The sequence below is a fragment of the Pelotomaculum terephthalicicum JT genome (genome assembly GCF_022410535.1).
In the GTDB taxonomy this organism is placed as follows: Bacteria; Bacillota; Desulfotomaculia; order Desulfotomaculales; family Pelotomaculaceae; genus Pelotomaculum_D; species Pelotomaculum_D terephthalicicum.
The window spans coordinates 285,299-305,759 of sequence record NZ_JAKNBL010000001.1 but is presented as its reverse complement, the minus strand read 5'-3'; the positions used below and the strand labels follow the sequence as shown (position 1 = coordinate 305,759).

The 20,461-nt window shown below is 51.3% G+C and carries 19 protein-coding genes; 15 read left to right on the top strand and 4 right to left on the bottom strand.

Annotated elements, in window-relative coordinates:
* The first annotated feature begins 181 nt into the window (after positions 1-181).
* The 6 genes from L9W92_RS01485 to L9W92_RS01460 all read left to right on the top strand — a co-directional run bounded on the left by L9W92_RS01485 (position 182) and on the right by L9W92_RS01460 (position 11,326).
* The gene (locus L9W92_RS01485; protein WP_240081986.1) at positions 182-757 is read left to right on the top strand and encodes an ANTAR domain-containing response regulator; all 576 of its coding nucleotides are present in this window, start codon (positions 182-184) and stop codon (positions 755-757) included.
* A 159-nt stretch (positions 758-916) separates the two neighbouring features.
* The gene (glnA, locus tag L9W92_RS01480; protein ID WP_240081985.1) at positions 917-2,248 is read left to right on the top strand and encodes a type I glutamate--ammonia ligase; all 1,332 of its coding nucleotides are present in this window, start codon (positions 917-919) and stop codon (positions 2,246-2,248) included.
* 294 nt (positions 2,249-2,542) lie between these two features.
* Positions 2,543-3,874: a type I glutamate--ammonia ligase gene (gene glnA / locus L9W92_RS01475; protein WP_240081984.1), complete on the top strand. Its 1,332-nt coding sequence runs from the start codon at positions 2,543-2,545 to the stop codon at positions 3,872-3,874.
* A gap of 324 nt (positions 3,875-4,198) precedes the next feature.
* Entirely contained in the window at positions 4,199-8,782 is a 4,584-nt protein-coding gene (gene gltB, locus L9W92_RS01470) for a glutamate synthase large subunit (protein WP_240081983.1), read from the top strand.
* Positions 8,783-8,800: 18 nt separating this feature from the next.
* Complete coding sequence (gene gltD / locus L9W92_RS01465; protein WP_240081982.1) at positions 8,801-10,285, top strand: glutamate synthase small subunit; 1,485 nt, start codon at positions 8,801-8,803, stop codon at positions 10,283-10,285.
* Between the two features lie 231 nt (positions 10,286-10,516).
* The gene (locus tag L9W92_RS01460; RefSeq protein WP_240081981.1) at positions 10,517-11,326 is read left to right on the top strand and encodes a class I SAM-dependent methyltransferase; all 810 of its coding nucleotides are present in this window, start codon (positions 10,517-10,519) and stop codon (positions 11,324-11,326) included.
* Between the two features lie 58 nt (positions 11,327-11,384).
* On the opposite strand, the gene L9W92_RS01455 is transcribed toward L9W92_RS01460, so the two are convergent.
* The gene (locus L9W92_RS01455) at positions 11,385-11,822 is read right to left on the bottom strand and encodes a PIN domain-containing protein (RefSeq protein WP_240081980.1); all 438 of its coding nucleotides are present in this window, start codon (positions 11,820-11,822) and stop codon (positions 11,385-11,387) included.
* Complete coding sequence (locus tag L9W92_RS01450; protein ID WP_240081979.1) at positions 11,809-12,054, bottom strand: DUF6364 family protein; 246 nt, start codon at positions 12,052-12,054, stop codon at positions 11,809-11,811. The genes L9W92_RS01455 and L9W92_RS01450 overlap by 14 nt, the downstream gene beginning before the upstream one ends.
* 193 nt (positions 12,055-12,247) lie before the next feature.
* On the opposite strand from L9W92_RS01450, the gene L9W92_RS01445 reads away from it, so the two are divergent.
* From L9W92_RS01445 to L9W92_RS01410, 8 genes are all read left to right on the top strand, one after another.
* Positions 12,248-12,427, top strand: a complete 180-nt coding sequence (locus L9W92_RS01445) for a helix-turn-helix domain-containing protein (RefSeq protein ID WP_240081978.1) — start codon at positions 12,248-12,250, stop codon at positions 12,425-12,427.
* Positions 12,428-12,803: 376 nt separating this feature from the next.
* A complete protein-coding gene (gene lpdA / locus L9W92_RS01440; protein ID WP_240081977.1) occupies positions 12,804-14,183 on the top strand; it encodes a dihydrolipoyl dehydrogenase in 1,380 nt (459 codons plus the stop codon).
* Positions 14,184-14,316: 133 nt separating this feature from the next.
* Positions 14,317-15,006, top strand: coding sequence for a lipoyl(octanoyl) transferase LipB (lipB, locus tag L9W92_RS01435; RefSeq protein ID WP_240081975.1), 690 nt, complete (start codon positions 14,317-14,319; stop codon positions 15,004-15,006).
* Positions 15,003-15,890, top strand: a complete 888-nt coding sequence (lipA, locus tag L9W92_RS01430; protein ID WP_240081974.1) for a lipoyl synthase — start codon at positions 15,003-15,005, stop codon at positions 15,888-15,890. The genes lipB and lipA overlap by 4 nt, the downstream gene beginning before the upstream one ends.
* A gap of 23 nt (positions 15,891-15,913) precedes the next feature.
* Positions 15,914-16,150, top strand: coding sequence for a biotin/lipoyl-containing protein (locus tag L9W92_RS01425; RefSeq protein ID WP_240081973.1), 237 nt, complete (start codon positions 15,914-15,916; stop codon positions 16,148-16,150).
* 333 nt (positions 16,151-16,483) lie between these two features.
* A complete protein-coding gene (locus tag L9W92_RS01420; RefSeq protein WP_240081972.1) occupies positions 16,484-18,718 on the top strand; it encodes a winged helix-turn-helix domain-containing protein in 2,235 nt (744 codons plus the stop codon).
* Entirely contained in the window at positions 18,607-18,966 is a 360-nt protein-coding gene (locus L9W92_RS01415; RefSeq protein ID WP_240081971.1) for a LuxR family transcriptional regulator, read from the top strand. Before L9W92_RS01420 ends, L9W92_RS01415 begins: the two co-directional genes overlap by 112 nt.
* A gap of 88 nt (positions 18,967-19,054) precedes the next feature.
* Positions 19,055-19,390, top strand: a complete 336-nt coding sequence (locus tag L9W92_RS01410) for a GIY-YIG nuclease family protein (RefSeq protein WP_240081970.1) — start codon at positions 19,055-19,057, stop codon at positions 19,388-19,390.
* Positions 19,391-19,429: 39 nt separating this feature from the next.
* Here L9W92_RS01410 and L9W92_RS01405 read toward each other — a convergent pair whose 3' ends face one another.
* On the bottom strand, positions 19,430-19,756 hold the full coding sequence (locus L9W92_RS01405; protein ID WP_240081969.1) for a type II toxin-antitoxin system RelE/ParE family toxin: 327 nt from the start codon (positions 19,754-19,756) through the stop codon (positions 19,430-19,432).
* A complete protein-coding gene (locus L9W92_RS01400; protein WP_240081968.1) occupies positions 19,749-20,030 on the bottom strand; it encodes a type II toxin-antitoxin system Phd/YefM family antitoxin in 282 nt (93 codons plus the stop codon). The genes L9W92_RS01405 and L9W92_RS01400 overlap by 8 nt, the downstream gene beginning before the upstream one ends.
* 144 nt (positions 20,031-20,174) lie before the next feature.
* Between L9W92_RS01400 and L9W92_RS01395 the strand changes: the two genes are divergently transcribed.
* The gene (locus L9W92_RS01395) at positions 20,175-20,435 is read left to right on the top strand and encodes a DUF2442 domain-containing protein (protein ID WP_240081967.1); all 261 of its coding nucleotides are present in this window, start codon (positions 20,175-20,177) and stop codon (positions 20,433-20,435) included.
* The last annotated feature ends 26 nt before the right edge of the window (positions 20,436-20,461 follow it).

The window sequence follows — 20,461 nt, the reverse complement described above, 5'->3', positions numbered from 1 at the left end:
GTTGCCTTCTTAATCATAGTTTTATATAATAACTTTATAGTTGTTTTATATTATAGGTACAAGGGTGTATCTATAGAATCCAGGCAATGATGCCCTCATCAGGTGAATATTCCTGCCAGAGGGCATTTTTATATCCGGCGGAAAAGATTAAGAATGTAGCGGCAACAGGAGGTATGCGCCCATGGGAGAACAAAGGGTAATACTAATCGATAATGATGCCGCCTGGAGAAAGAATGTAAAAGCCATACTGGTTAAAATGGGTTACTGGGTAATCGGTGAGGCTGAGGATGGTCTTACCGGCTTAAAGCTGATCAGGACGAGGCAGCCTGATCTGGTTATCATCGAGGCATTCCTCCCAGGTATGGATGGATTTGAAGTGGCCCGCATTGTCTATGAAGATAAACTGGCTCCCGTAGTATTAATCAGTTCGTCCACACATCAAAATGTGATTGAGAAAGCCAAGAACGCTAAGGTCTTTGCTTTTCTGGTCAAGCCTGAACTTGACTTCAACCTTATCCCGGCGGTCGAGTTGGCTTTGACCAATTATCAAGAAAGAGTTAAGCTTGAGGGCCAGGTGCAGGAACTTCAGAATACGATTGAGACAAGAAAAGTTGTCGAAAGGGCAAAGGGTATCTTAATGGAATCAATGGGTGTTTCCGAAGCAGAAGCTTTTAAGCGCATCCAGAAGCAGAGCATGAATAAGCGGATTTCCATGCGCGCGGTGGCCGAGGCGATAATATTGGCCCATAACCTGTAAGCATTCAATATCTGCGGGCTTTATCAACATGATACGTTAAACCGCGCACGTGGTTGTGCCGGACCGGGCAAAGAAGCCCATAATAGTAGAGGTTAAGCTTGATCTGCTATTATGGGCTTCTTTATTATCATAAAAAATACTTTCTGAAGGGTGGTTGTTATGGAGGTAACTGCAAAGGGACAATTACTGGATAAAGCCAGGAATTTGGGAGTTAAGTTTATCCGCCTCCAGTTCACCGACATCCTTGGTGTGATGAAAAATGTTGCCATCACTATTGAGCAGCTTGATAAAGCGCTTGAGGGGGAATTGATGTTTGACGGTTCTTCCATTCACGGCTTTGCCAGGATTGAAGAATCGGATATGTACCTGCGGCCGGACTTGAAAAGCTTTGCCATGTTTCCCTGGCGGCCCAGGGAAGGCGGGGTTGCCCGCTTAATCTGCGATGTTTATAACCCGGACGGTTCTCCCTTCGCGGGTGACCCGCGCTACGTTTTGAAGAAAGTCCTGGCCGAGGCGGCGGAAATAGGCTACAGTATGCAGGTGGGACCTGAACTGGAGTTTTTCATGTTCCAGATCGACCAAGATGGTAATCCCACTCTGGAAACTCACGATGACGCCGGGTACTTCGACCTCGCCCCGGTTGATCTTGGCGAGAATGCCCGCCGCTCGATGGTGCTTACCTTGGAAGAAATGGGTTTTGAGATAGAAGCCTCGCACCACGAGGTGGCCCCGGGGCAGCACGAAATTGACTTCAAATATTCCGACGCCCTTGATGTCGCCGACAAGATTATGACCTTCAAGATGGTTGTCCGTTCCACGGCCCAACGGCATGGCCTGCATGCCACTTTTATGCCCAAACCCGTTTTTGGCATCAACGGTTCCGGCATGCACATGAACCAGTCGCTTTTCAAGGATGGCCGGAATGCGTTTTATGATCCGTCCGCTCCCGATCAATTAAGCGATGTCGCCAAGCACTATGTCGGCGGCTTGATGAAACACGCCCGTTCCATGGCGGCTGTGACCAATCCCACGGTTAACTCGTACAAACGCCTGGTGCCCGGCTATGAGGCTCCGGTTTACATCGCCTGGTCGGGGCGCAACAGGAGCCCGCTGATCCGCATACCTGCCAAGAGAGGCAATTCGACCCGTGTCGAATTAAGGAACCCGGACCCGGCCTGCAACCCGTATCTGGCCATCGCGGTTGCTTTGAAGGCGGGACTCGACGGGATTAAAAACAAGATCCAGCCGCCCCCGCCTACCGACATAAATATTTATCAGATGACCGCGGAGCAGCGGGACGAAATGAACATCTCCAGCCTGCCGGCCAGCCTTTCGGAAGCGTTGGATGAATTAGCAAAGAACGATGTCATAAAAAATGTATTGGAACCGCACGTTTATGAAAAATTCATCGAGGCCAAAAGACATGAGTGGGACAGTTACCGCGTACAGGTCCATCCGTGGGAGGTAAATGAATACCTGACCAGGTTCTAAGTATTGCTGGAGCATAACGCCGGTGTCCAACTTATGCTAATCTATACAAGATGTACCATCCTCATAGTCCTTTCCCCAAATTTCCGGGTGAAAGGACACTTTTTAACTATACACTTTAAAATTAATATGATATACTTTTGTCTAGTTCCAAAGAAAAAAAGGTACAGTGTTGTACCGCGCTACGGGGCGATGAGGCCTTCACGCACAGGCAAAATTAGCATTATTACCTGTGGTGGGGTCTTTTTGTAATTTATTGCACCGTGGTGACAGCAAAGAGAAAGGTGTGAAATATAAGTGGCTAAGCTTACCAACGACGATGTGCGTAATCTGGCCAAGGACCTGGGCGTTAAATTCGTTCGCCTTCAGTTTACGGATATCTTCGGCATTTTGAAAAATGTCGCCATCACAGTTGAGCAACTGGATAAAGCCCTTGAAGGGGAGCTGATGTTTGACGGCTCTTCCATAGAGGGTTTTGTTCGTATTGAAGAATCTGATATGTATTTGCGGCCCGATCCCGCAACGTTTGTGACTTTTCCCTGGAAGCCCCAGGAAGGCGCGGTTGCCCGTTTAATCTGCGACATTTATGATCACGACGGTAAGCCTTTCACGGGTGATCCGCGATATGTTTTGAAGAGGGCTATACAGGAAGCCGCAGAAATGGGCTACACAATGAATGTGGGGCCGGAAGCCGAATTTTTCCTTTTCCATGTTGACAGTGAAGGAAAGCCCACTACAATTACACACGACAAGGCCGGTTACTTCGACCTCACGCCTGTTGACCTGGGGGAGAACGCCCGGCGTGACATGGTCATGACTTTGGAGCAAATGGGCTTTGAGATAGAGGCCTCGCACCACGAGGTGGCGCCGGGCCAGCATGAAATTGACTTTAAGTTTTCAGAAGCTCTGGATATAGCCGACAAGGTTGTTACCTTCAAGTTTGTAGTGCGCACCATTGCCCAGCGGCATGGCCTGCACGCCACCTTCATGCCCAAGCCGGTGTTTGGCATTTCCGGTTCCGGCATGCATTTGAACCAATCGTTGATGAAAAACGGCAAGAACGCCTTTTACGACCCTGTCGCCGAAGACGGTTTGGGAGAGGATTGTCTTCATTATGTGGGCGGTCTGATGGAGCATGCCAGGGCGATCTCGGCAATTGTGAACCCAACGGTTAATTCCTACAAGAGACTGGTTTCCGGTTACGAGGCGCCGGTATATATAGCTTGGTCGGCACGCAACAGGAGTCCCCTGATCAGGATTCCGGCCAAGCGGGGAGAGTCCACCCGGATTGAGCTGCGCAACCCCGACCCGGCGTGCAATCCCTACCTGGCCATGGCGGTCTGCCTGAAGGCCGGTATTAACGGGATTAAAAACCGGATTAAGCCGCCCGCGCCCTGCAACCGCAACATTTACGAGATGACGCCGGCTGCAAGAGAGCAGCTTGGTATCGGCAGCCTGCCCGAAAATCTGCAAGGGGCTGTACAAGAATTAAAAAAAGATAAAATAATTCAAGAAGCCCTGGGTGAACACATTTTTAACAGGTTTATCGAGGCGAAAGAGATTGAGTGGAGTCGCTATCGCGTTGAGGTTCACCCTTGGGAGATTGAGGAGTACCTGACCAAGTTTTAAATTAATGAGGCAGTAAAAATTTCTAACTCAGCTTTCACATAGCGAAAGTTGAGTTAGAATGGCATAACGGCATAAACGATCTCTAATAGAAGATAATCGGCTGGATTTCATGTTTGGATGCTCTTCATTCTTCTTTGGTATAGTTTCTCTAATTAACCAGCAGAAATAACAACAGAAAATTAAGATACAACGGTGTATCCAAGTTAAAGTTTGGCAATGAGGCCTATATTACAGTACGGTGTTTTTAGCACGCCTGTAATGAGGCCTTTTTCTTTTTCTATCACTTTTTTCATTATATTCGGAGAGACAGAAAGGTTGTAGAACATGAAAATCAATGGATTACCTTCAAAACAAGGCCTTTACGACCCTTGGTACGAACATGACGCCTGTGGCATCGGTTTTGTGGCGAACATAAAAGGGAAAAAATCAAACGACATCGTACGAAAAGCTCTCGCCGTGCTTCTTAACCTGGACCATCGCGGAGCCAGGGGAGCCGAGTTGAATACCGGTGACGGCGCGGGGATCCTCATGCAAATTCCACATGCTTTTTTTGAAAAGGAGTGTGCCAAGGAGGGTATCCACCTTCCTCCCGCCGGTAGTTATGGTGTCGGTATGCTTTTCCTGCCTACAGATCCCGCCATGCGTGAAAAGTGCGAGCAGGCGCTGGAAAAGATTATCCGGGAAGAAGCCCAGACCCCGCTGGGGTGGCGTACTGTTCCGTCAGATAACCATACGCTTGGTGAAACCGCGAAACTGGCTCAGCCATATATACGCCAAATTTTTATCGAAAAGAACCCGGCTATCAAAAACATCATGGCTTTTGAGCGCAAGCTTTACGTTATCCGCAAGCGGGCGGAAAGAGAGATTCCCCGCGACTGCCTGCGGGAAGGGGAAACTTTCTATTTTGCCAGTTTCTCCTGCAGAACGATAGTTTATAAAGGAATGTTGATTTCTGAACAGGTTGCCGAGTTTTATCTCGATCTAAAAGACCCTGCTGTGGAAACCGCGCTGGCCCTGGTCCATTCCCGGTTCAGCACCAATACGTTTCCCAGCTGGGAGCGGGCTCACCCGTACCGTTATTTGATCCATAACGGGGAAATCAACACCCTGCGCGGCAACATCAATTGGATGCATACCCGCCAGGCCATGTGCGAGTCGGAACTGTTCGGCGAGGATATGGCGAAGGTCTTTCCTGTGATCGACCAGGACGGCAGTGACTCGGCCATGTTTGACAACTGCTTCGAGTTTCTGTCGCTCTCAGGGCGTTCCCTGCCTCACGTGGCCATGATGATGATTCCGGAGCCGTGGTCCAACCACGAAAGCATGAGCGACGCGAAGAAAGCGTTTTATGAATACCACGGCTGCCTGATGGAGCCGTGGGACGGCCCCGCGTCCATTGCTTTCACGGACGGCGCGATCATCGGCGCCGTGCTTGACCGGAACGGCCTGCGGCCCTCGCGCTATTACGTAACCAAAGACGACCTCATTGTTTTGGCCTCGGAAGTAGGTGTGCTTGATATCCCGCCGGAAGATGTGATCCTGAAAGAACGGCTGCGCCCGGGGCGCATGCTGCTTGTCGACACGGAAGAAGGCCGCATTATCAGCGATGAAGAGCTGAAAACAAGCATGGTGACTGCACATCCTTACCGGAAGTGGCTGGACGAATACCTGGTGAGCCTTGAACAACTGCCGGAGGCTCCGCATGTGCCGGCGCCGGACTTTGAGACGGTGCTCAAGCGGCAGCAGGCCTTTGGTTATACTTACGAGGACCTTTCTAAAGTGCTGGAGCGCATGGCCAGAGACGGGGTTGAGCCGGTGGGGGCGATGGGCCATGATGCCCCGCTGGCGGTATTGTCTGATAAACCGCAGCTTTTGTACAATTATTTTAAGCAATTGTTTGCCCAGGTGACCAACCCGCCGATTGACTCCATTCGCGAGGAGATTATTTTTGCCGTCGAGACCACCATTGGCAGCGAAAAGAACTTGATTAAGCCGGAACCCGGCAACTGCCGCCGGATCAGGCTGAAAGCACCGGTTCTGACCAATGAAGAGCTGGCGAAAATCCGGCACCTGCAGAGGGACGGTTTTAAAACAGTAACCTTGCCCATCCTGTTCAAAGTGGCGGAAGGAAGCCCGGGCATGGAAAAAGCGCTGGAGAACCTTTTCCATGAGGCCGGCCGGGCCATTGCCGGCGGCGCCAATCTGCTGATTTTATCCGACCGGGGTGTGGATGCGGAAAACGCGCCCATTCCGGCCTTGCTTGCCGTAGCGGGACTGCATCACCACCTGATCCGGGCGGGAAACCGGAACAGGGTCAGCCTGCTGCTTGAATCGGGGGAACCGCGTGAAACGCATCACTTGGCGGTGCTGCTGGGCTACGGCGCAAGCGCCGTCAATCCGTATATGGCTTTTGAAACACTGGAAGACATGTGCCGACAGGGAATGCTGGACGGTATAACACTCAAGGAAGCCCTGAAGAATTACGTCAAGGCCGCTATTAAGGGTGTGGTCAAGGTTGCTTCCAAAATGGGTATTTCCACGATTCAGAGCTACTGTGGAGCCCAGATTTTTGAGGCTATCGGGATTGACCGGTCGGTAATTGACAGATATTTTACCTGGACTGCCTCACGCGTGGGCGGAGTCGGGCTGGCTGAAATTGCCGGTGAAGCGGCGCTCCGCCACCAGAGGGCTTTCTCGCCCGGCAGTGACGGCGCACTGGAGCCCGGCTCCACTTACCAGTGGCGGCATGACGGTGAGGAGCATATGTTCAATCCGGAGACTATCGCGCTATTGCAGCAAGCCTGCCGCAATAGTGACTTTCAATTGTTTAAGCAGTACTCGGCGCAGGTCGACGGTCAGAAAAACGCGCTGCGCAAGTATTTGGACTTTAAAAAAGACCGGACGCCCGTGCCGCTAGAGGAAGTCGAACCGGTGGAGTCCATCTGCCGGCGCTTCAAGACCGGGGCCATGTCGTTTGGTTCGATCAGCAAGGAAGCGCACGAGACCATGGCTATCGCCATGAACCGCGTTGGGGGCAAGAGCAATACGGGCGAGGGCGGGGAAGATCCGGCCCGCTTCAAGCCCCTGCCGAACGGCGATTCCCTGCGCAGCGCCATTAAGCAGGTGGCCTCGGGCAGATTCGGTGTTACCAGTGAGTACCTGACCAACGCGGATGAAATTCAGATCAAGATGGCCCAGGGGGCAAAGCCCGGTGAGGGCGGCCAGCTGCCGGGGCGCAAGGTGTATCCCTGGGTTGCCAAGGTCAGGGGGACCACGGCCGGGGTGGGCCTGATTTCACCCCCGCCGCACCATGACATTTATTCGATTGAAGACCTGGCGGAATTGATTCACGACTTGAAGAACGCCAATCCAAAGGCCAGGATCAACGTTAAGCTTGTTTCGGAAGTAGGCGTGGGCACAATTGCCGCGGGAGTATCCAAGGGAAGGGCCGATGTCGTTTTGATCAGCGGCTACGACGGCGGCACGGGGGCTTCGCCCAGAACGAGCACCACTCATGCCGGCCTGCCCTGGGAATTGGGTTTGGCCGAGACGCATCAAACGCTGGTGCTGAATAATTTACGCGACAGAATTGTTGTGGAAACGGACGGCAAGCTGATGACCGGCCGGGACGTGGTGATCGCCACGCTGCTCGGCGCTGAGGAATACGGGTTTGCCACGGCTCCGCTGGTTGTCATGGGCTGCATCATGATGCGGGTTTGCAACCTGGACACCTGCCCGGTCGGCATAGCAACCCAAAACCCGGAATTGCGCAAGAATTTCCAGGGCGACCCGCAGCATGTAGTCAACTTTATGCGGTTTATCGCCCGGGAAATGCGGGAAATCATGGCGGCACTCGGTTTCCGGACAGTCAACGAAATGGTTGGCCGCACCGACGTGCTGGAGCTGAAGAAAGGTATTGAGCACTGGAAAGCGAAGGGACTGGACCTGTCTGCCCTGCTCTGGCGGCCTGATGTTGCGGAAAGCGTCGGGAGGTACTGCCAAACTGAACAATATCACGGGTTGGAGAAATCTCTGGACAGACAGGAGCTGTTAAGAATATGCGAGCCGGCCCTGGAGCGCGGGGAGCCGGTTGAGGCCAGGCTGCCCATATTAAACACCAACCGGGTGGTAGGCGCCATCCTGGGCCATGAAGTGACCAAGCGCTACGGCGGAGAGGGCCTGCCCGAGGATACAATCCGCCTTTGCTTTGATGGTTCCGCCGGGCAGAGTTTTGGCGCTTTTGTTTCCAGGGGAATTACCCTCACCCTGGCGGGAGATGCCAACGATTACTTCGGCAAAGGCCTTTCGGGCGGCAAGCTGGTTGTTTTTCCGCCGGCAAAGGCGACCTTTGCGCCGGAAGAAAATATCGTTGTCGGCAATGTGGCCTTTTACGGCGCGACGTCAGGAGAGGCATACATCCGGGGCGTGGCCGGTGAAAGATTCTGCGTCAGGAACAGCGGTGTAAAAGCCGTTGTCGAAGGGGTAGGCGACCATGGATGTGAATACATGACCGGCGGCCGTGTGGTCGTGCTTGGTGCGACCGGCAGGAACTTCGCGGCCGGCATGTCGGGCGGGGTTGCCTATGTGCTTGACGAAGACGGAACGTTCCCGGAGCGCTGCAACTACGAAATGGTAATTCTTGAAACCCTGGAAAATGCCGGCGAAATTGCCGAGGTTAAAGAAATGATGCAAAGGCATTTAAAATATACCCAAAGCGAAAAGGCCCGGGTGGTTCTGGATAAATGGGATGAAATGCTGCCGAAATTCGTCAAGGTCATTCCGAAAGATTACCAGCGCATGCTCGCGGCCATTGACCGGGCATATCAGATGGGCCTTGGCGGTGATGAAGCCATTATGGTCGCTTTTGAAGAAAATCTAAAAGACGTGTCGCGGGTCAGCGGGAACTAACCGATGAGGAGGAGAACCATGGGTAAGCCGACGGGATTTATGGAATATCAGAGGGAACTCCCGGCCGACCGCGCTCCATTGGAGCGCATTAATGACTGGGAAGAACTTCACTGCCTTTTTGCGGAGGAAAAATTAAGGATTCAGGGAGCGCGCTGCATGGGTTGCGGCACACCCTTCTGCCATAGCGGAACCGTGATCAGCGGTATGATTTCCGGTTGCCCCAACCATAATTTGATCCCCGAATGGAATGATCTGGTCTCCCGGGGCCTGTGGAAAGAAGCGTTAGTACGGCTGTTAAAAACAAATAACTTTCCGGAGTTTACCGGCAGGGTTTGCCCGGCCCTTTGCGAGGGCGCTTGTGCCGCCGGGTTATACAGCGCCCCGGTCACGACGAAAAATATCGAGAATGCCATTATTGAGCGTGCCTATGAAGAGGGATGGATAGTCCCTTGCCCGCCTTCTGTCAGGACCGGTAAAAAAGTTGCCGTGATTGGTTCCGGTCCTGCCGGCCTGGCCTGCGCGGACCAACTCAACAAAGCCGGCCATTGGGTTACCGTTTTTGAGCGCGCCGACCGGGTGGGCGGGCTATTGATGTACGGCATCCCCAATATGAAGCTGGACAAAAAGATTGTGCAGCGGCGCGTTGATTTGATGGCGGCGGAAGGGGTTTCCTTTGCAACCGGCACGGAAGCAGGCAAAGACTATCCTGCGGAAAAGCTCCTGCGAGAATTCGACGCGGCAGTGCTTTGCGGCGGATCAACAAAACCGCGCGATCTGCCGATTGAGGGCCGGAACCTGAAGGGAATACACTTTGCGGTGGAATTTTTGGGCGCGAATACCAAGAGCCTGCTGGATTCCGGCCTTGCCGACGGAAAGCATATCTCCGCCGCGGGCAAAGACGTTATCGTAATTGGCGGCGGCGATACCGGCACGGATTGTGTCGGCACCTCCTTGCGCCACAAATGCAATAGTGTCAACCAGCTTGAGATTATGCCGGCGTTGCCCCTCGAACGTGCCGCCAACAACCCCTGGCCTCAGTTCCCGCGGGTATTTAAGGTTGATTACGGCCAGGCGGAAGCGGAGGCTCTTTACGGAGCCGATCCCCGGCATTTCTGCATTACGGCGCAAAAGTTTGCCGGAGATGAGCATGGGCAGGTCAAAGAAGTGCATACCATTCAGGTTGAGTGGATCAAGGATGATCAAGGCCGCCTTACGCCGAGGGAAATTCCCGGTACCGGGAAAGTATGGCCCGCCCAATTGGTGCTGTTGGCCATGGGGTTTACCGGTCCGGAAAACACCCTGCTCGACCAGCTCGGCGTCGAGCGCGACAAGTTTACCAACGCCAAGGCTGAATACGGCAAATTTGCCACCAATGTCAAAGGAGTATTTGCCGCCGGCGACATGCGCCGGGGTCAAAGCCTCGTGATCTGGGCAATCAATGAAGGGCGCGGCGCGGCGCGCGAGTGTGACCGCTACCTGATGGGCTCTACCATGCTGAAATGATCAGTAGAAGGAATCAGAAGTAAGGAGTCAGAATAAAAGATAGTAATTTGAGCAGGGATGATCAGATTTACCCTGCTTTTTTGTCAAGAAAAGTATACGACCGTGCTATAAACCGCATCCAGTGCTCAGAACCGCTCCGGATAAACACCCGATCCGGCAAGTCAAGCCTTTTCGAGCACGTGTTGAATGATAAGAATAATTGTTAATTTAAGTTAACAGGAGGGAATGGTTATGAATATTAGTTTTAACAGCAAAGCCGCTAGTTATGAACAGAACGCCCTTGTGCAAAAAACGGCTTCGGAGGTTTTGCTGGGTTTAATGTCGATTAAAGATGGCGAAGATGTGCTTGATTTAGGCTGCGGGTCCGGTAGCGTGACCAGGAAAATAGCCCTCCTCACAAGGGGCATGGTGGTGGGCATAGATAATTCCGACGGTATGATTAATGAAGCGGTTCGCAACAACTGCGGTCAGACAAATCTAAGCTATCTTGTTAAAGATGCCGGATGCCTAGGGTTTATTAATCAATTTGATGTTATTTTCTGTAACTCTGTTTTTCAGTGGTTTCAAAATCCCAAAAAGGTCTTGGAACAGTGCTATACAGCACTAAAGTCAGGAGGCCGAATGGGTATACAAGCTCCTGCCACTGCAAAGTATTGTCCTACCTTTGTGGCTGCTGAAGCAAAGGTCCGTACTGATTCGGCCACCAGGGAAACATTCAGTTGTTTTAACAGGCCGTGGTTTTTTGGGGACAGCGCTGAGGAATACAGGCAAATTTTTGAGGATTGCGGATTTAACGTCGTAAAATGTGAATTAATAGAGGAGTCAAATAAGTATTCAGCTGACCAGGTATATAAAATTTACCAGTCAGGTGCCGAAAACGGTTTTTTGAATCAATCCTTTTATACAGTTCCGCTAACAGACGCATATATTGAAACCTTTCGAATGTTGGTTAAAGAAGCTATAAAAGAACAATCAGATGAATTCGGCATGGTGGATTTAAAATTTATTCGAATATACCTGGTTGCAAAAAGAATTATTTAGGTCAGAGGGGTATTTTTACTCTCAATTTGCGTGCGTTCAATCAAGCAAGAGCTGTTTTTCAGTCTTCCCTGTCAAACGGGTTTTGAGCCGTTACGTTCCCATAGACCTGTCCGCTATTTAAATCTTCCGTCCAAAGGATGGTGCAGCCGGTTTTACAAGCGCTGTTTACAATCATTGCATCCCAGAAAGAAATACCGTACTTTTGCTGAAAATAAACGGCTTCAATTACATCCCCGACATCAGGGGCATGGTGAGTCCATTCACCCAAATCGGAGATAATCTTTAATGCTATCTCAAACGGCAAGGGAATTGGCACTTTTTTTGTCACCGTCACGTAGAATTCCTGCAAAACTTGTATGCTAACACATCCCATGTGGTTTTCCCAAAGATTGGTTATTAGTTTCCGGGCCAGGTTTTGTTTTGCCCCATTTCCTCTATCGTACGCATATACAAAAATATTCGTGTCAACGAATTGGCGTCCCTCATTTGCGTTCATGCAGATCCTCCCTGGACCATGAGGCTTTGCCCTTATATACTAAATCGAATCCTTTCTTCATGAGTTCCATTTGGTTGGTTTTTGCTTTTTGATAAGCGTCGTCCTTTGCAACTATATCTTCCAGATGCCGTGACAATAATCCGGAAACCGATGTGTTTTTTTCCACCGCTATATGTTTGACTTTCTTCAATATCTTCTTGGGAATGGATAGAGTAATATTCTGGTACTCCATCTCAATCACCTCCACATAATCAAGTATATCACGTGGATAAGTGGAAGACAATAGAGCTTGTGGAGATATCACCGTAATAAAAGGTAGTTCAGTGATTGTTTATTTTAGAATGGCATTTTCTTGACATGCTTTAATGCATTTGATAATCTTTAAAATGTATAAAATATCATAAAAATAAAGGAAGAACAAAAATATGGATAATTATGAGTTGATTGTAAACTTTTTTAAAGCTGCAGATAAGCCGGTCAGCGCAGGCCAAATAGCAGCTGCGACAGGTATCGAGAAAAAAGAGGTTGATAAAATTATGAAAAAGCTTAAAAAAGAGGAAAAGATAGCTTCTCCGAAGAATTGTTATTGGGAAATTAAAAAGTAAGCTGTTTACTAAAACCTGCCGGACATTTTTATAATAAAATGATAAACTAAAGGATAACCTGCCAATGAAGGCAGGTTAATTTATGGTTAATTTATGGGGTCAGCCCTTGACATTGGACAACTTTATATGCTAAGAGGCTGTCTGAGAATTACATATTGACATGCGAACACCCAACATGTTGATATATAATGATGCTGTCATAACAGCATGTAGTTAAAATTGGGATTACCTGTTAATACTTAGACAGGCTGCTAGCGGTTATTGTATTTTAATAATAAGGTTCTAGTTGTATGATCGCGCCATTATTTATTACTGTGAAAAGTTAAATTTATGCGTTTGTCCAATGTCAAGGGCTGACCCCCTCCGAGGTGGTAAGATGAGCTATAACATTGTAATTATAGGAGCCGGTCCGGGCGGCTATGTCGCCGCGATCCGGGCGGCCCGGTTGGGCGCCAAAGTCGCCGTTGTGGAAAAGGACGAAGTGGGCGGCACCTGCTTGAACCGGGGGTGCATTCCGACTAAAACACTGGCGTGCGGCGCCGAATTGCTGAATAACATCCGCCGCGCGGCGGAATTCGGTATTGCCACGGGAGAAGTAATGGTTGATTTCAGCCGCTTGATGGAGCGGAAAAATAAAGTTGTGGCGCAGCTGGTTGCGGGAGTCAATTATCTAATAAAGAAGAATAAAATAGATCTGATCAGGGGCACGGCCCGCCTGCAGGCTCCGGGTAAGGTCAGGGTGGCGGCGGCAGGCGGCGGAGAAATAATTTTAACAGCGGAGAATATTGTTATCGCTACTGGAACCGAGCCTGCGCTAATCACGGCTTTGGGTTACGACGGGGAGTTGGTGCTCACCTCAAATGAGGCGTTAAACGTCGCCGCTATTCCGGAAAAAATGCTGGTTATCGGCGGCGGGGTGATTGGCTGTGAGTTCGCCTGTATCTTCAATACTCTGGGCTCGAAAGTAACCGTGCTGGAAGTCATGCCCGCCATCTTGCCGGCACTAGATCGGGAAGCGGCTAAGACGATGCAGGGACTGCTGAAGCGGCAGGGTATCACTGTTAAAACCAAGGCGCATATTCTGGAAGTGAAGAAGTCTGCCGGAACCGTTGCCGCCGTGTTGGAATCGGGTGAAGAGATTGCTGCCGACAGGGCGCTTATTTCCATCGGCAGGACGATGAACTCCGGCGGTTTGGGGCTGGAAGAAGCTGGTGTAGCCGTGGGTGGGCGCGGTGAGGTTATTGTTAACGATAAACTTGAAACCAGCGTTCCCGGCATTTACGCGATTGGCGACATCACCGGCAAAATCCAGCTTGCCCACGTTGCTTCCGCCCAGGGAGTGGTCGCGGTTGACAATATTTTAGGCCGTCCCCGCGAGATGGACTACCGGGTAATACCCAATTGCATTTTTACCCACCCGGAAGTTGCTGGTGTCGGCTTGACTACCCAAGAGGCGCAAGAAAAAGGAATCAATGTTAAGTCCGGTAAATTTTCCTTTATCGCCAGCGGCAAAGCGCAAGCTATGGGTGAAACAAGCGGGTTTGTGAAAATCCTTGCCGACCCGGATAATGACCGGGTGCTTGGTGTTCATATTGTCGGGCCGCGCGCCACTGACCTGATTGCGGAAGCCGCTCTGGCTGTCAAGATGGGTATCACGGTTCAGCAGCTGACAGAAACCGTTCACGCTCACCCGACATTATCCGAGGCCGTGCTGGAAGCCGCCGAAGCCGTACACGGCATGAGCATACACACGTAAAGACAGGAGTCAGGAGATAGGAGTCAGGAGTCAGAATAATTTTTCGGTGCAACTCAAGGGTTTAAAAACCTTAAAGGAATGCAAGAAATTCCTACTGACTACTGACTACTGACTGCTTGAAGGAGTGTCCTATATGACCCGTCGGTGCCGGATCCTGTATCTGGGACTATATGATTACGCCAAAGCGTACACCCTGCAAAAGAAGCTGGTCAAAGAGCGAATCGCCGGGAAAATCCCTGACACGCTCTTATTGCTGAGCCACCCGCCGGTCTATACGATTGGCCGGAGCGGGTCCAGGGAGCATATCCTGGCGCCGGACGATGTGCTGGAGCGTGAGGGTATCAAAGTATTTGAAACCGACCGGGGCGGCGGTATTACTTACCACGGTCCCGGCCAGCTTGTCGGCTATCCCATCTTAAATTTAAGGCGGCACGGAAGCGATCTCCATAAGTTGCTGCGCATGTACGAAGAGGTGTTCATCCGGGTCCTGGCGGAGTACGGGGTCAAGGCAAACCGCCTGGACAGGTATCCCGGGGTTTGGGTGGGTCAGGATAAGATATGCGCCGTCGGGATTGGGGTCAGCAAATGGGTTAGTTATCATGGCTGGGCTTTTAATATCAATCCGGACATGAAGTATTTCAGCTATATTACTCCCTGCGGCATTCGGGATAAGGGAGTGACTTCTTTAACCGGACTACTTGGCCGGGATATCCCGGAATTTGAAATTATGGCAACGGCCGCGGGGCATTTCGGGGATGTGTTTAAGCTCCGGATTGAAGCCGGTTGTGCGGCGGCCGAAATGATTGAGGTGGTGGGAATATGACCGTGACCGGGCGTTATCCGCCCTGGCTGCGCAAGACAATAGTCGCTTCCGCTAAAGTGGCGCATACCAGGGAGTTGTTGTCCGGGCTGCATCTGCATACTGTCTGCCAGGGGGCGCGGTGCCCCAACCAGGCGGAATGTTTTTCCCGGAAAGTCGCCACCTTTATGATCCTGGGGGACACCTGCACGCGTGGATGCGCCTTTTGCGCCGTGCGCAAGGGGACGCCGGCGGCGCCGGACGCGGGCGAGCCGGAGCGGGTGGCGGAAGCGGCGGCCAGGCTTAATTTGAAACATGTGGTGGTTACATCGGTAACCCGGGACGACTTGCCGGACGGCGGCGCGGGGTATTTTGCCGCCACCGTCGGGTTTATTAGAAAGATAACGCCGGACGCCGCTGTTGAGGTGCTCACCCCTGATTTTCAGGGCAGACCGGAGGCGATTGCCGAAGTGGCCGCCGCCGGGCCGGATGTTTTTAACCATAATGTTGAAACGGTGCCCAGGCTCTATCCCTCGGTAAGGCCGCAGGCTGATTTTACAAGGTCGGTAAATTTTCTGGGAAAAATTAAAGATCTGGCGCCTGGCATCACCACCAAGTCCGGCCTGATGGTTGGTTTGGGCGAAAGCAGGGAAGAAGTTCTGGAAACAATGCGCGTACTGCGCTTGGCAGGCTGCGACATCCTCACCATCGGGCAATATCTTCGCCCTTCGGACATTCAACTGCCGGTTGCGGAATATGTCCTGCCGGAAACGTATGATTTTTACGTTGAAAAGGGGCTGTCCATGGGGTTCGGGGAAGTGGTGGCGGGCCCATGGGTGCGCAGTTCTTACCAGGCCGGTGAAGTATATAATAATTATAGTTTAAAAAACCAGGCAAGGGATTCATAAAGTATAATAAGGAGGGTTATCATTTGGAAGTCAGGTTGCCGTTTCTCGCCGAAGGTGTTGAGGAATGCGTCGTTACTTTTTGGCACGTGGCGGAAGGCGACACGGTGGAAGAAGATGATGATCTGGCTGAAATGCAGACTAGCAAGGCGATTTTCAATGTGCCTTCTCCCGCTGGCGGAACAATTAAGGAAATCCTGGTAAGTGAGGGTGACGTGGTTAAGGTAGGAGATACTCTTTGCATTATCGAGTTAGTCAGGTAATGAAACATCTGAAGTAACAGAAATACCGGAAAAGGCCTTTATAATTCTCATAAAAGAAAAAGGCATGGCATTATGTACGTGTTAATAGGGACATAATGTGAACCGTGGGCAGTTTTAGCGAGGCAGACAGCAGATTAAGCTGACTGCCTTTGCTGTCGCAAGCGCGGTCAATAGCCATCACTTTTTAAGTAATTCTTCAGTACTTGCAAACTTGCCATTTCCTTGAAGACTGCAAAAAATTGTTGTATACTGGCGACATAAAGTTTCTTTATTTTATGACTGACTAACTATATATTAATACCACCCGTAAAAAGCTTTGCTCAAAAGGAGGGGATGACCGTACCAAAGGCAAAAGAATACAATACCAAAAGCCTGTACTTTCCGGGCCGGATAACGAAGGCTCTGGACGGTATATGCAGTTATCCCTTAACCGTTATCGAAGCGCCCATGGGCTACGGCAAAACCACCGCCGTGCGGGAATACCTGCGCAACGCCGGAGCGGACACCTTGTGGCAGGAAGTCCCCGCCGGCGGCGACGGGTTTTGGGAGGGCTTCGCGGGGCTTTTCCGAGAATTTGACAGCGAGCGCTCCCAAAGTCTTATTCACCTGCGCTTCCCGGACAACGCGAAAACCGCGCGGGAAGCGGTAAAGCTCATCCGTGACATCAACCTGCCGGAAAACACCGTGCTGCTCGTCGATGATTATCAAAATATCAACATCCCCGGCGCAAACGGCTTTTTCGAGCAGCTTGCCGAAAGCAGAATCGAGCGCCTGCATATCGTCCTCGTCACCCGCGCCGCAAGATTTAACCGGCTTCACGAGCTTGCGCTAAAAGGCGTCCTGTGCCATATCGCAAAAGAAACCTTCGAGTTTGCCCCGCAGGAAATCGCAGCGTATTACAGGGCCTGCGGGGTGCATTTGAGCGAGAGCGAGGCGGCGAGGCTTCATACCGACACCGAAGGCTGGATCAGCGACCTCTACCTGATCATGCTCGAATATATCGCCAAAGGCGAATACACCCCGACCGACAGCATCAACAATCTTATCGAAAAGGCGGTATACAACCCCCTGCCTGAGGATGCGCGGGAATTCCTCGTCGCCATGAGCGTATTCGAGGCCTTTACCTTAAAGCAGGCGGCATTTATATGGGGCAAAAATGCTGGTATGATTTTGGACGGGCTTTGCGAAAACAATACCTTCGTCACTTACGACGGCAGGCCCAAGGTCTATCATATCCATACCCTTTTCACGGAGTTCTTGAATGACCGGCTCGAAGAAAAAGAAACGAACTACCGCCGGAAGCTTTACGCAAAGGCGGCGCGGTGGTTTATGGAAATCTGCGACTACGCTGCCGCCCGCCGCTTTTTTTACGAGTGCGGGGACTTCGACGGTCTGCTCGAAACGCTCGAAAAGGACAAGACTGTCTATTATTCCGCGGGCAGCCGCGAGCTGTTCATCAAATACATGGCCGAATGCCCGCAGGAGATCAAGGCGCGGCACCACTACGCGCTGCTCGTCTACGCCATGCACCTGTTTGTCCACAAGGAGCTTGAGCTGTTCCGCAAAACCTGCGGCGAACTGAGCGAAAACATCGAAAAGGATAAGTGCTTGGACTCCGCGGCGAAAAACCGCCTGCTCGGCGAGTTCGAGCTTTTACAGAGCTTCGCGGAGTTCAACGACCTCAAAAAAGTGTCCGGGCGGTACAAAAAAGCCTGGGCATATCTCAACCAGCCCACCTCCGTCTACGATTCCGGAATCAATTCCACCTTCGGCTCGCCATCGGTGCTGAGCCTGTATTACCGCGAGAGCGGCAGGCTCTCGGAGCATATCGCCGACCTTAAAAACGCCATGCCCTACTTTACCCGCCTGACGAGCGGGCAGGGCTCGGGCGCGGAGGACGTGATGGAAGCCGAAAACCTCTTCAACCGGGGCGACTTCGACAATGCCGCGGTTGCCGCGCAGAAGGCGCTGTTGAAAGCCCGCGACGGCAGGGACGAGAGCATCGCCTATGCCGCGCAGTATTTCCAGACGCTCATCGACTTCATGAAGGGCGACCTTGCGGGGGTGATAAGCCGCATAAACGAAATGCAGGGAATTCTGGACGAGGTCGCGGACGACGCTTTCATCCACACGGTTGAAATCTGCACCGGCTGCATCTACGCCTACCTCGACCAGCCGGGCAGAATCCCCGGGCGGCTCAAGGAATTCGACACGGCCAGCCCGCGCCTGCGCTTCCCCGCTTACCCCTTCTTCAACGTCATGTACGGCAGGCTGCTCCTCATCAAAGGCGAATACCTGAAGCTCATCGGCAGCGCCGAGCATTTTATATCCGTGTCCTCGGTGTTTTCCAACCTGCTCGGGTATATCTCACCTACATCTACCTCGCGGCGGCGTACCGCAGGATATACAGAGAGGATGAAGCGCTGGAGAGCCTCCAAAAGGCTCTCGGCATCGCCATGCCGGACAAACAGTACATGCTCTTTGCCGAAAACGCCGACTACATCGCCCCGCTGCTTGAAACCGTCGCCGCGCGGGGAGCGTACCGCGAGGAAATCCGCGAGATATTAAGGCTCGCCGAAACCTTCGCCAAAAGCAAGGACGGGATGATAAAGCTGTATTTCACAGAAGAAAAGCCCGCGCTCACCCCGCGCGAGCTTGAGATAGCGCGCCTCGCCGCCGGGGGGCTGAACAACACGGAAATAGGCAAACGGCTTTTCATATCGCCCAACACGGTGAAATCGGCCCTAAAAAGCGTCTACGCAAAACTGTCCATCAGCGGCAGGGAACTGCTGAAACAAAATTTGCCGCCCGTGTAGGGGCGGCCACCCCTCCCGTCATTGCGAGGAGTGCAGCAAGCCTGTCGCGAGCGTAGCGTGGCGGAAGCAATCCAGAAAGGAGACCCTAATGCAGAAAAAATGCGGCTATGTGTACATCCTTTTCAGCAAAAGGAACGGTACGTTATATACGGGAGTAACAACTGATTTGATCAGACGTGTTTACGAGCATAAAAACAAGATGCATGAGGGGTTCACCCAAAAATACGGAGTTGATAAGTTAGGTTATTATGAGGTTTTTGACCGTATTACTGACGCCATTGAAAGAGAAAAACAGATTAAAGCAGGTTCGAGGAAGAATAAATTGCAATTGATTGAAAAAGACAATCCCGAATGGGTTGATTTATATGGGCAAATCGTCGATCTGGATTGCCACGGGGCTAAAGCCCCTCGCAATGACGGCTGAACGGCTCGCACGGCATTAATAAGTCACCCTAAAAACTCTTTATATAAACCTGTCCAGTAAAATGTCCTCAAAGTTCCTTCTGCCGTCAATAACCGCAAGTACCCACACCCTGTCGTTTTCAAGTTTGTAAATAATCCGCCAGGGCGGGCTGATTAATTCCCTGTATGTTAAAATGCTGAAATACTTTAGTTCCGGGACAATTCTCCCTCTCTGGGGCATAGACTGCAAATCGGCGGCTTTTTGTCTGATCGCCCGGTAATTTTTTTTTGCCCTGTCTTCACTGTCGGCTGCGATATAGTCAATGATTCTTTTTAAATCCTGTTGGGCTGTTTGGGTCCAGAATACATGATATATTTGATTATTCATGATTTATGCCCAGGTCGCTGTCCAGGGCCGCGAAAAATTCATCCTGAGAAGTTATTTTTTCGTCGATAATATCCCGTTCCCCCTGGGCCAGCAGCTTTAACATACCCAAAGCTTTTTTCATATGTTCATAGGATTCCGTGTCCAGCAGTACAGCCCTGGCCTCCCCGTTTTGCGTGACGTATACCGGCCTGCGGCTCTCGTTCACCTGAGCCAGAATCTCCGCGGCATTGGCCTTGATGTAGGAAATAGGCCTGATATCCTCTTTGATATTCATTTCTTATTACCCCCTGTACAAATATAGTACTAAATTAAGACCTTGCCGTCAATAAAAACTACCCGGTGGGTAGTATACATCCATAAAAAACCACTATACCATTTAGGTAAAGTGGTTTTTTATTTTTTAAAGGAGGGACAGGCCATGGTCAGTATCAGAAGCGTCACACCCCAAAGCGGTCGCCGCCTGGAGGTGCTGTTTGACAACGGCCACAGCGTGACGCTTGACTTCACCAGCAGGCTGCGCACCGTGCGCTTCGGCCGGTTTAAGGACGAGGAGTTTTTCAAACAGGCTGCCACCGACGGCGACTTTGTGCGCTGGAACAGACTAATCGAAATTTCCGCCAACGAGGTCTTCCAGTTGGCGCAAAAGGAGTGGAATGTAAATGTGGAAAAGCACGCTTAAAAGAAAGGCATTATCCCTGTTACTGG

Coding starts and splice junctions, on each gene's coding strand:
- L9W92_RS01415 (WP_240081971.1), top strand. CDS start 18,607: ATGCCGGACAAACAGTACATGCTCTTTGCCGAAAACGCCGACTACATC.
- L9W92_RS01400 (WP_240081968.1), bottom strand. CDS start 20,030: ATGAATATCAAAGAGGATATCAGGCCTATTTCCTACATCAAGGCCAAT.
- L9W92_RS01420 (WP_240081972.1), top strand. CDS start 16,484: ATGACCGTACCAAAGGCAAAAGAATACAATACCAAAAGCCTGTACTTT.
- L9W92_RS01485 (WP_240081986.1), top strand. CDS start 182: ATGGGAGAACAAAGGGTAATACTAATCGATAATGATGCCGCCTGGAGA.
- L9W92_RS01445 (WP_240081978.1), top strand. CDS start 12,248: ATGGATAATTATGAGTTGATTGTAAACTTTTTTAAAGCTGCAGATAAG.
- lipB (WP_240081975.1), top strand. CDS start 14,317: ATGACCCGTCGGTGCCGGATCCTGTATCTGGGACTATATGATTACGCC.
- lipA (WP_240081974.1), top strand. CDS start 15,003: ATGACCGTGACCGGGCGTTATCCGCCCTGGCTGCGCAAGACAATAGTC.
- gltB (WP_240081983.1), top strand. CDS start 4,199: ATGAAAATCAATGGATTACCTTCAAAACAAGGCCTTTACGACCCTTGG.
- L9W92_RS01455 (WP_240081980.1), bottom strand. CDS start 11,822: ATGAACGCAAATGAGGGACGCCAATTCGTTGACACGAATATTTTTGTA.
- L9W92_RS01410 (WP_240081970.1), top strand. CDS start 19,055: ATGCAGAAAAAATGCGGCTATGTGTACATCCTTTTCAGCAAAAGGAAC.
- lpdA (WP_240081977.1), top strand. CDS start 12,804: ATGAGCTATAACATTGTAATTATAGGAGCCGGTCCGGGCGGCTATGTC.
- L9W92_RS01395 (WP_240081967.1), top strand. CDS start 20,175: ATGGTCAGTATCAGAAGCGTCACACCCCAAAGCGGTCGCCGCCTGGAG.
- L9W92_RS01450 (WP_240081979.1), bottom strand. CDS start 12,054: ATGGAGTACCAGAATATTACTCTATCCATTCCCAAGAAGATATTGAAG.
- L9W92_RS01405 (WP_240081969.1), bottom strand. CDS start 19,756: ATGAATAATCAAATATATCATGTATTCTGGACCCAAACAGCCCAACAG.
- L9W92_RS01460 (WP_240081981.1), top strand. CDS start 10,517: ATGAATATTAGTTTTAACAGCAAAGCCGCTAGTTATGAACAGAACGCC.
- glnA (WP_240081985.1), top strand. CDS start 917: ATGGAGGTAACTGCAAAGGGACAATTACTGGATAAAGCCAGGAATTTG.
- gltD (WP_240081982.1), top strand. CDS start 8,801: ATGGGTAAGCCGACGGGATTTATGGAATATCAGAGGGAACTCCCGGCC.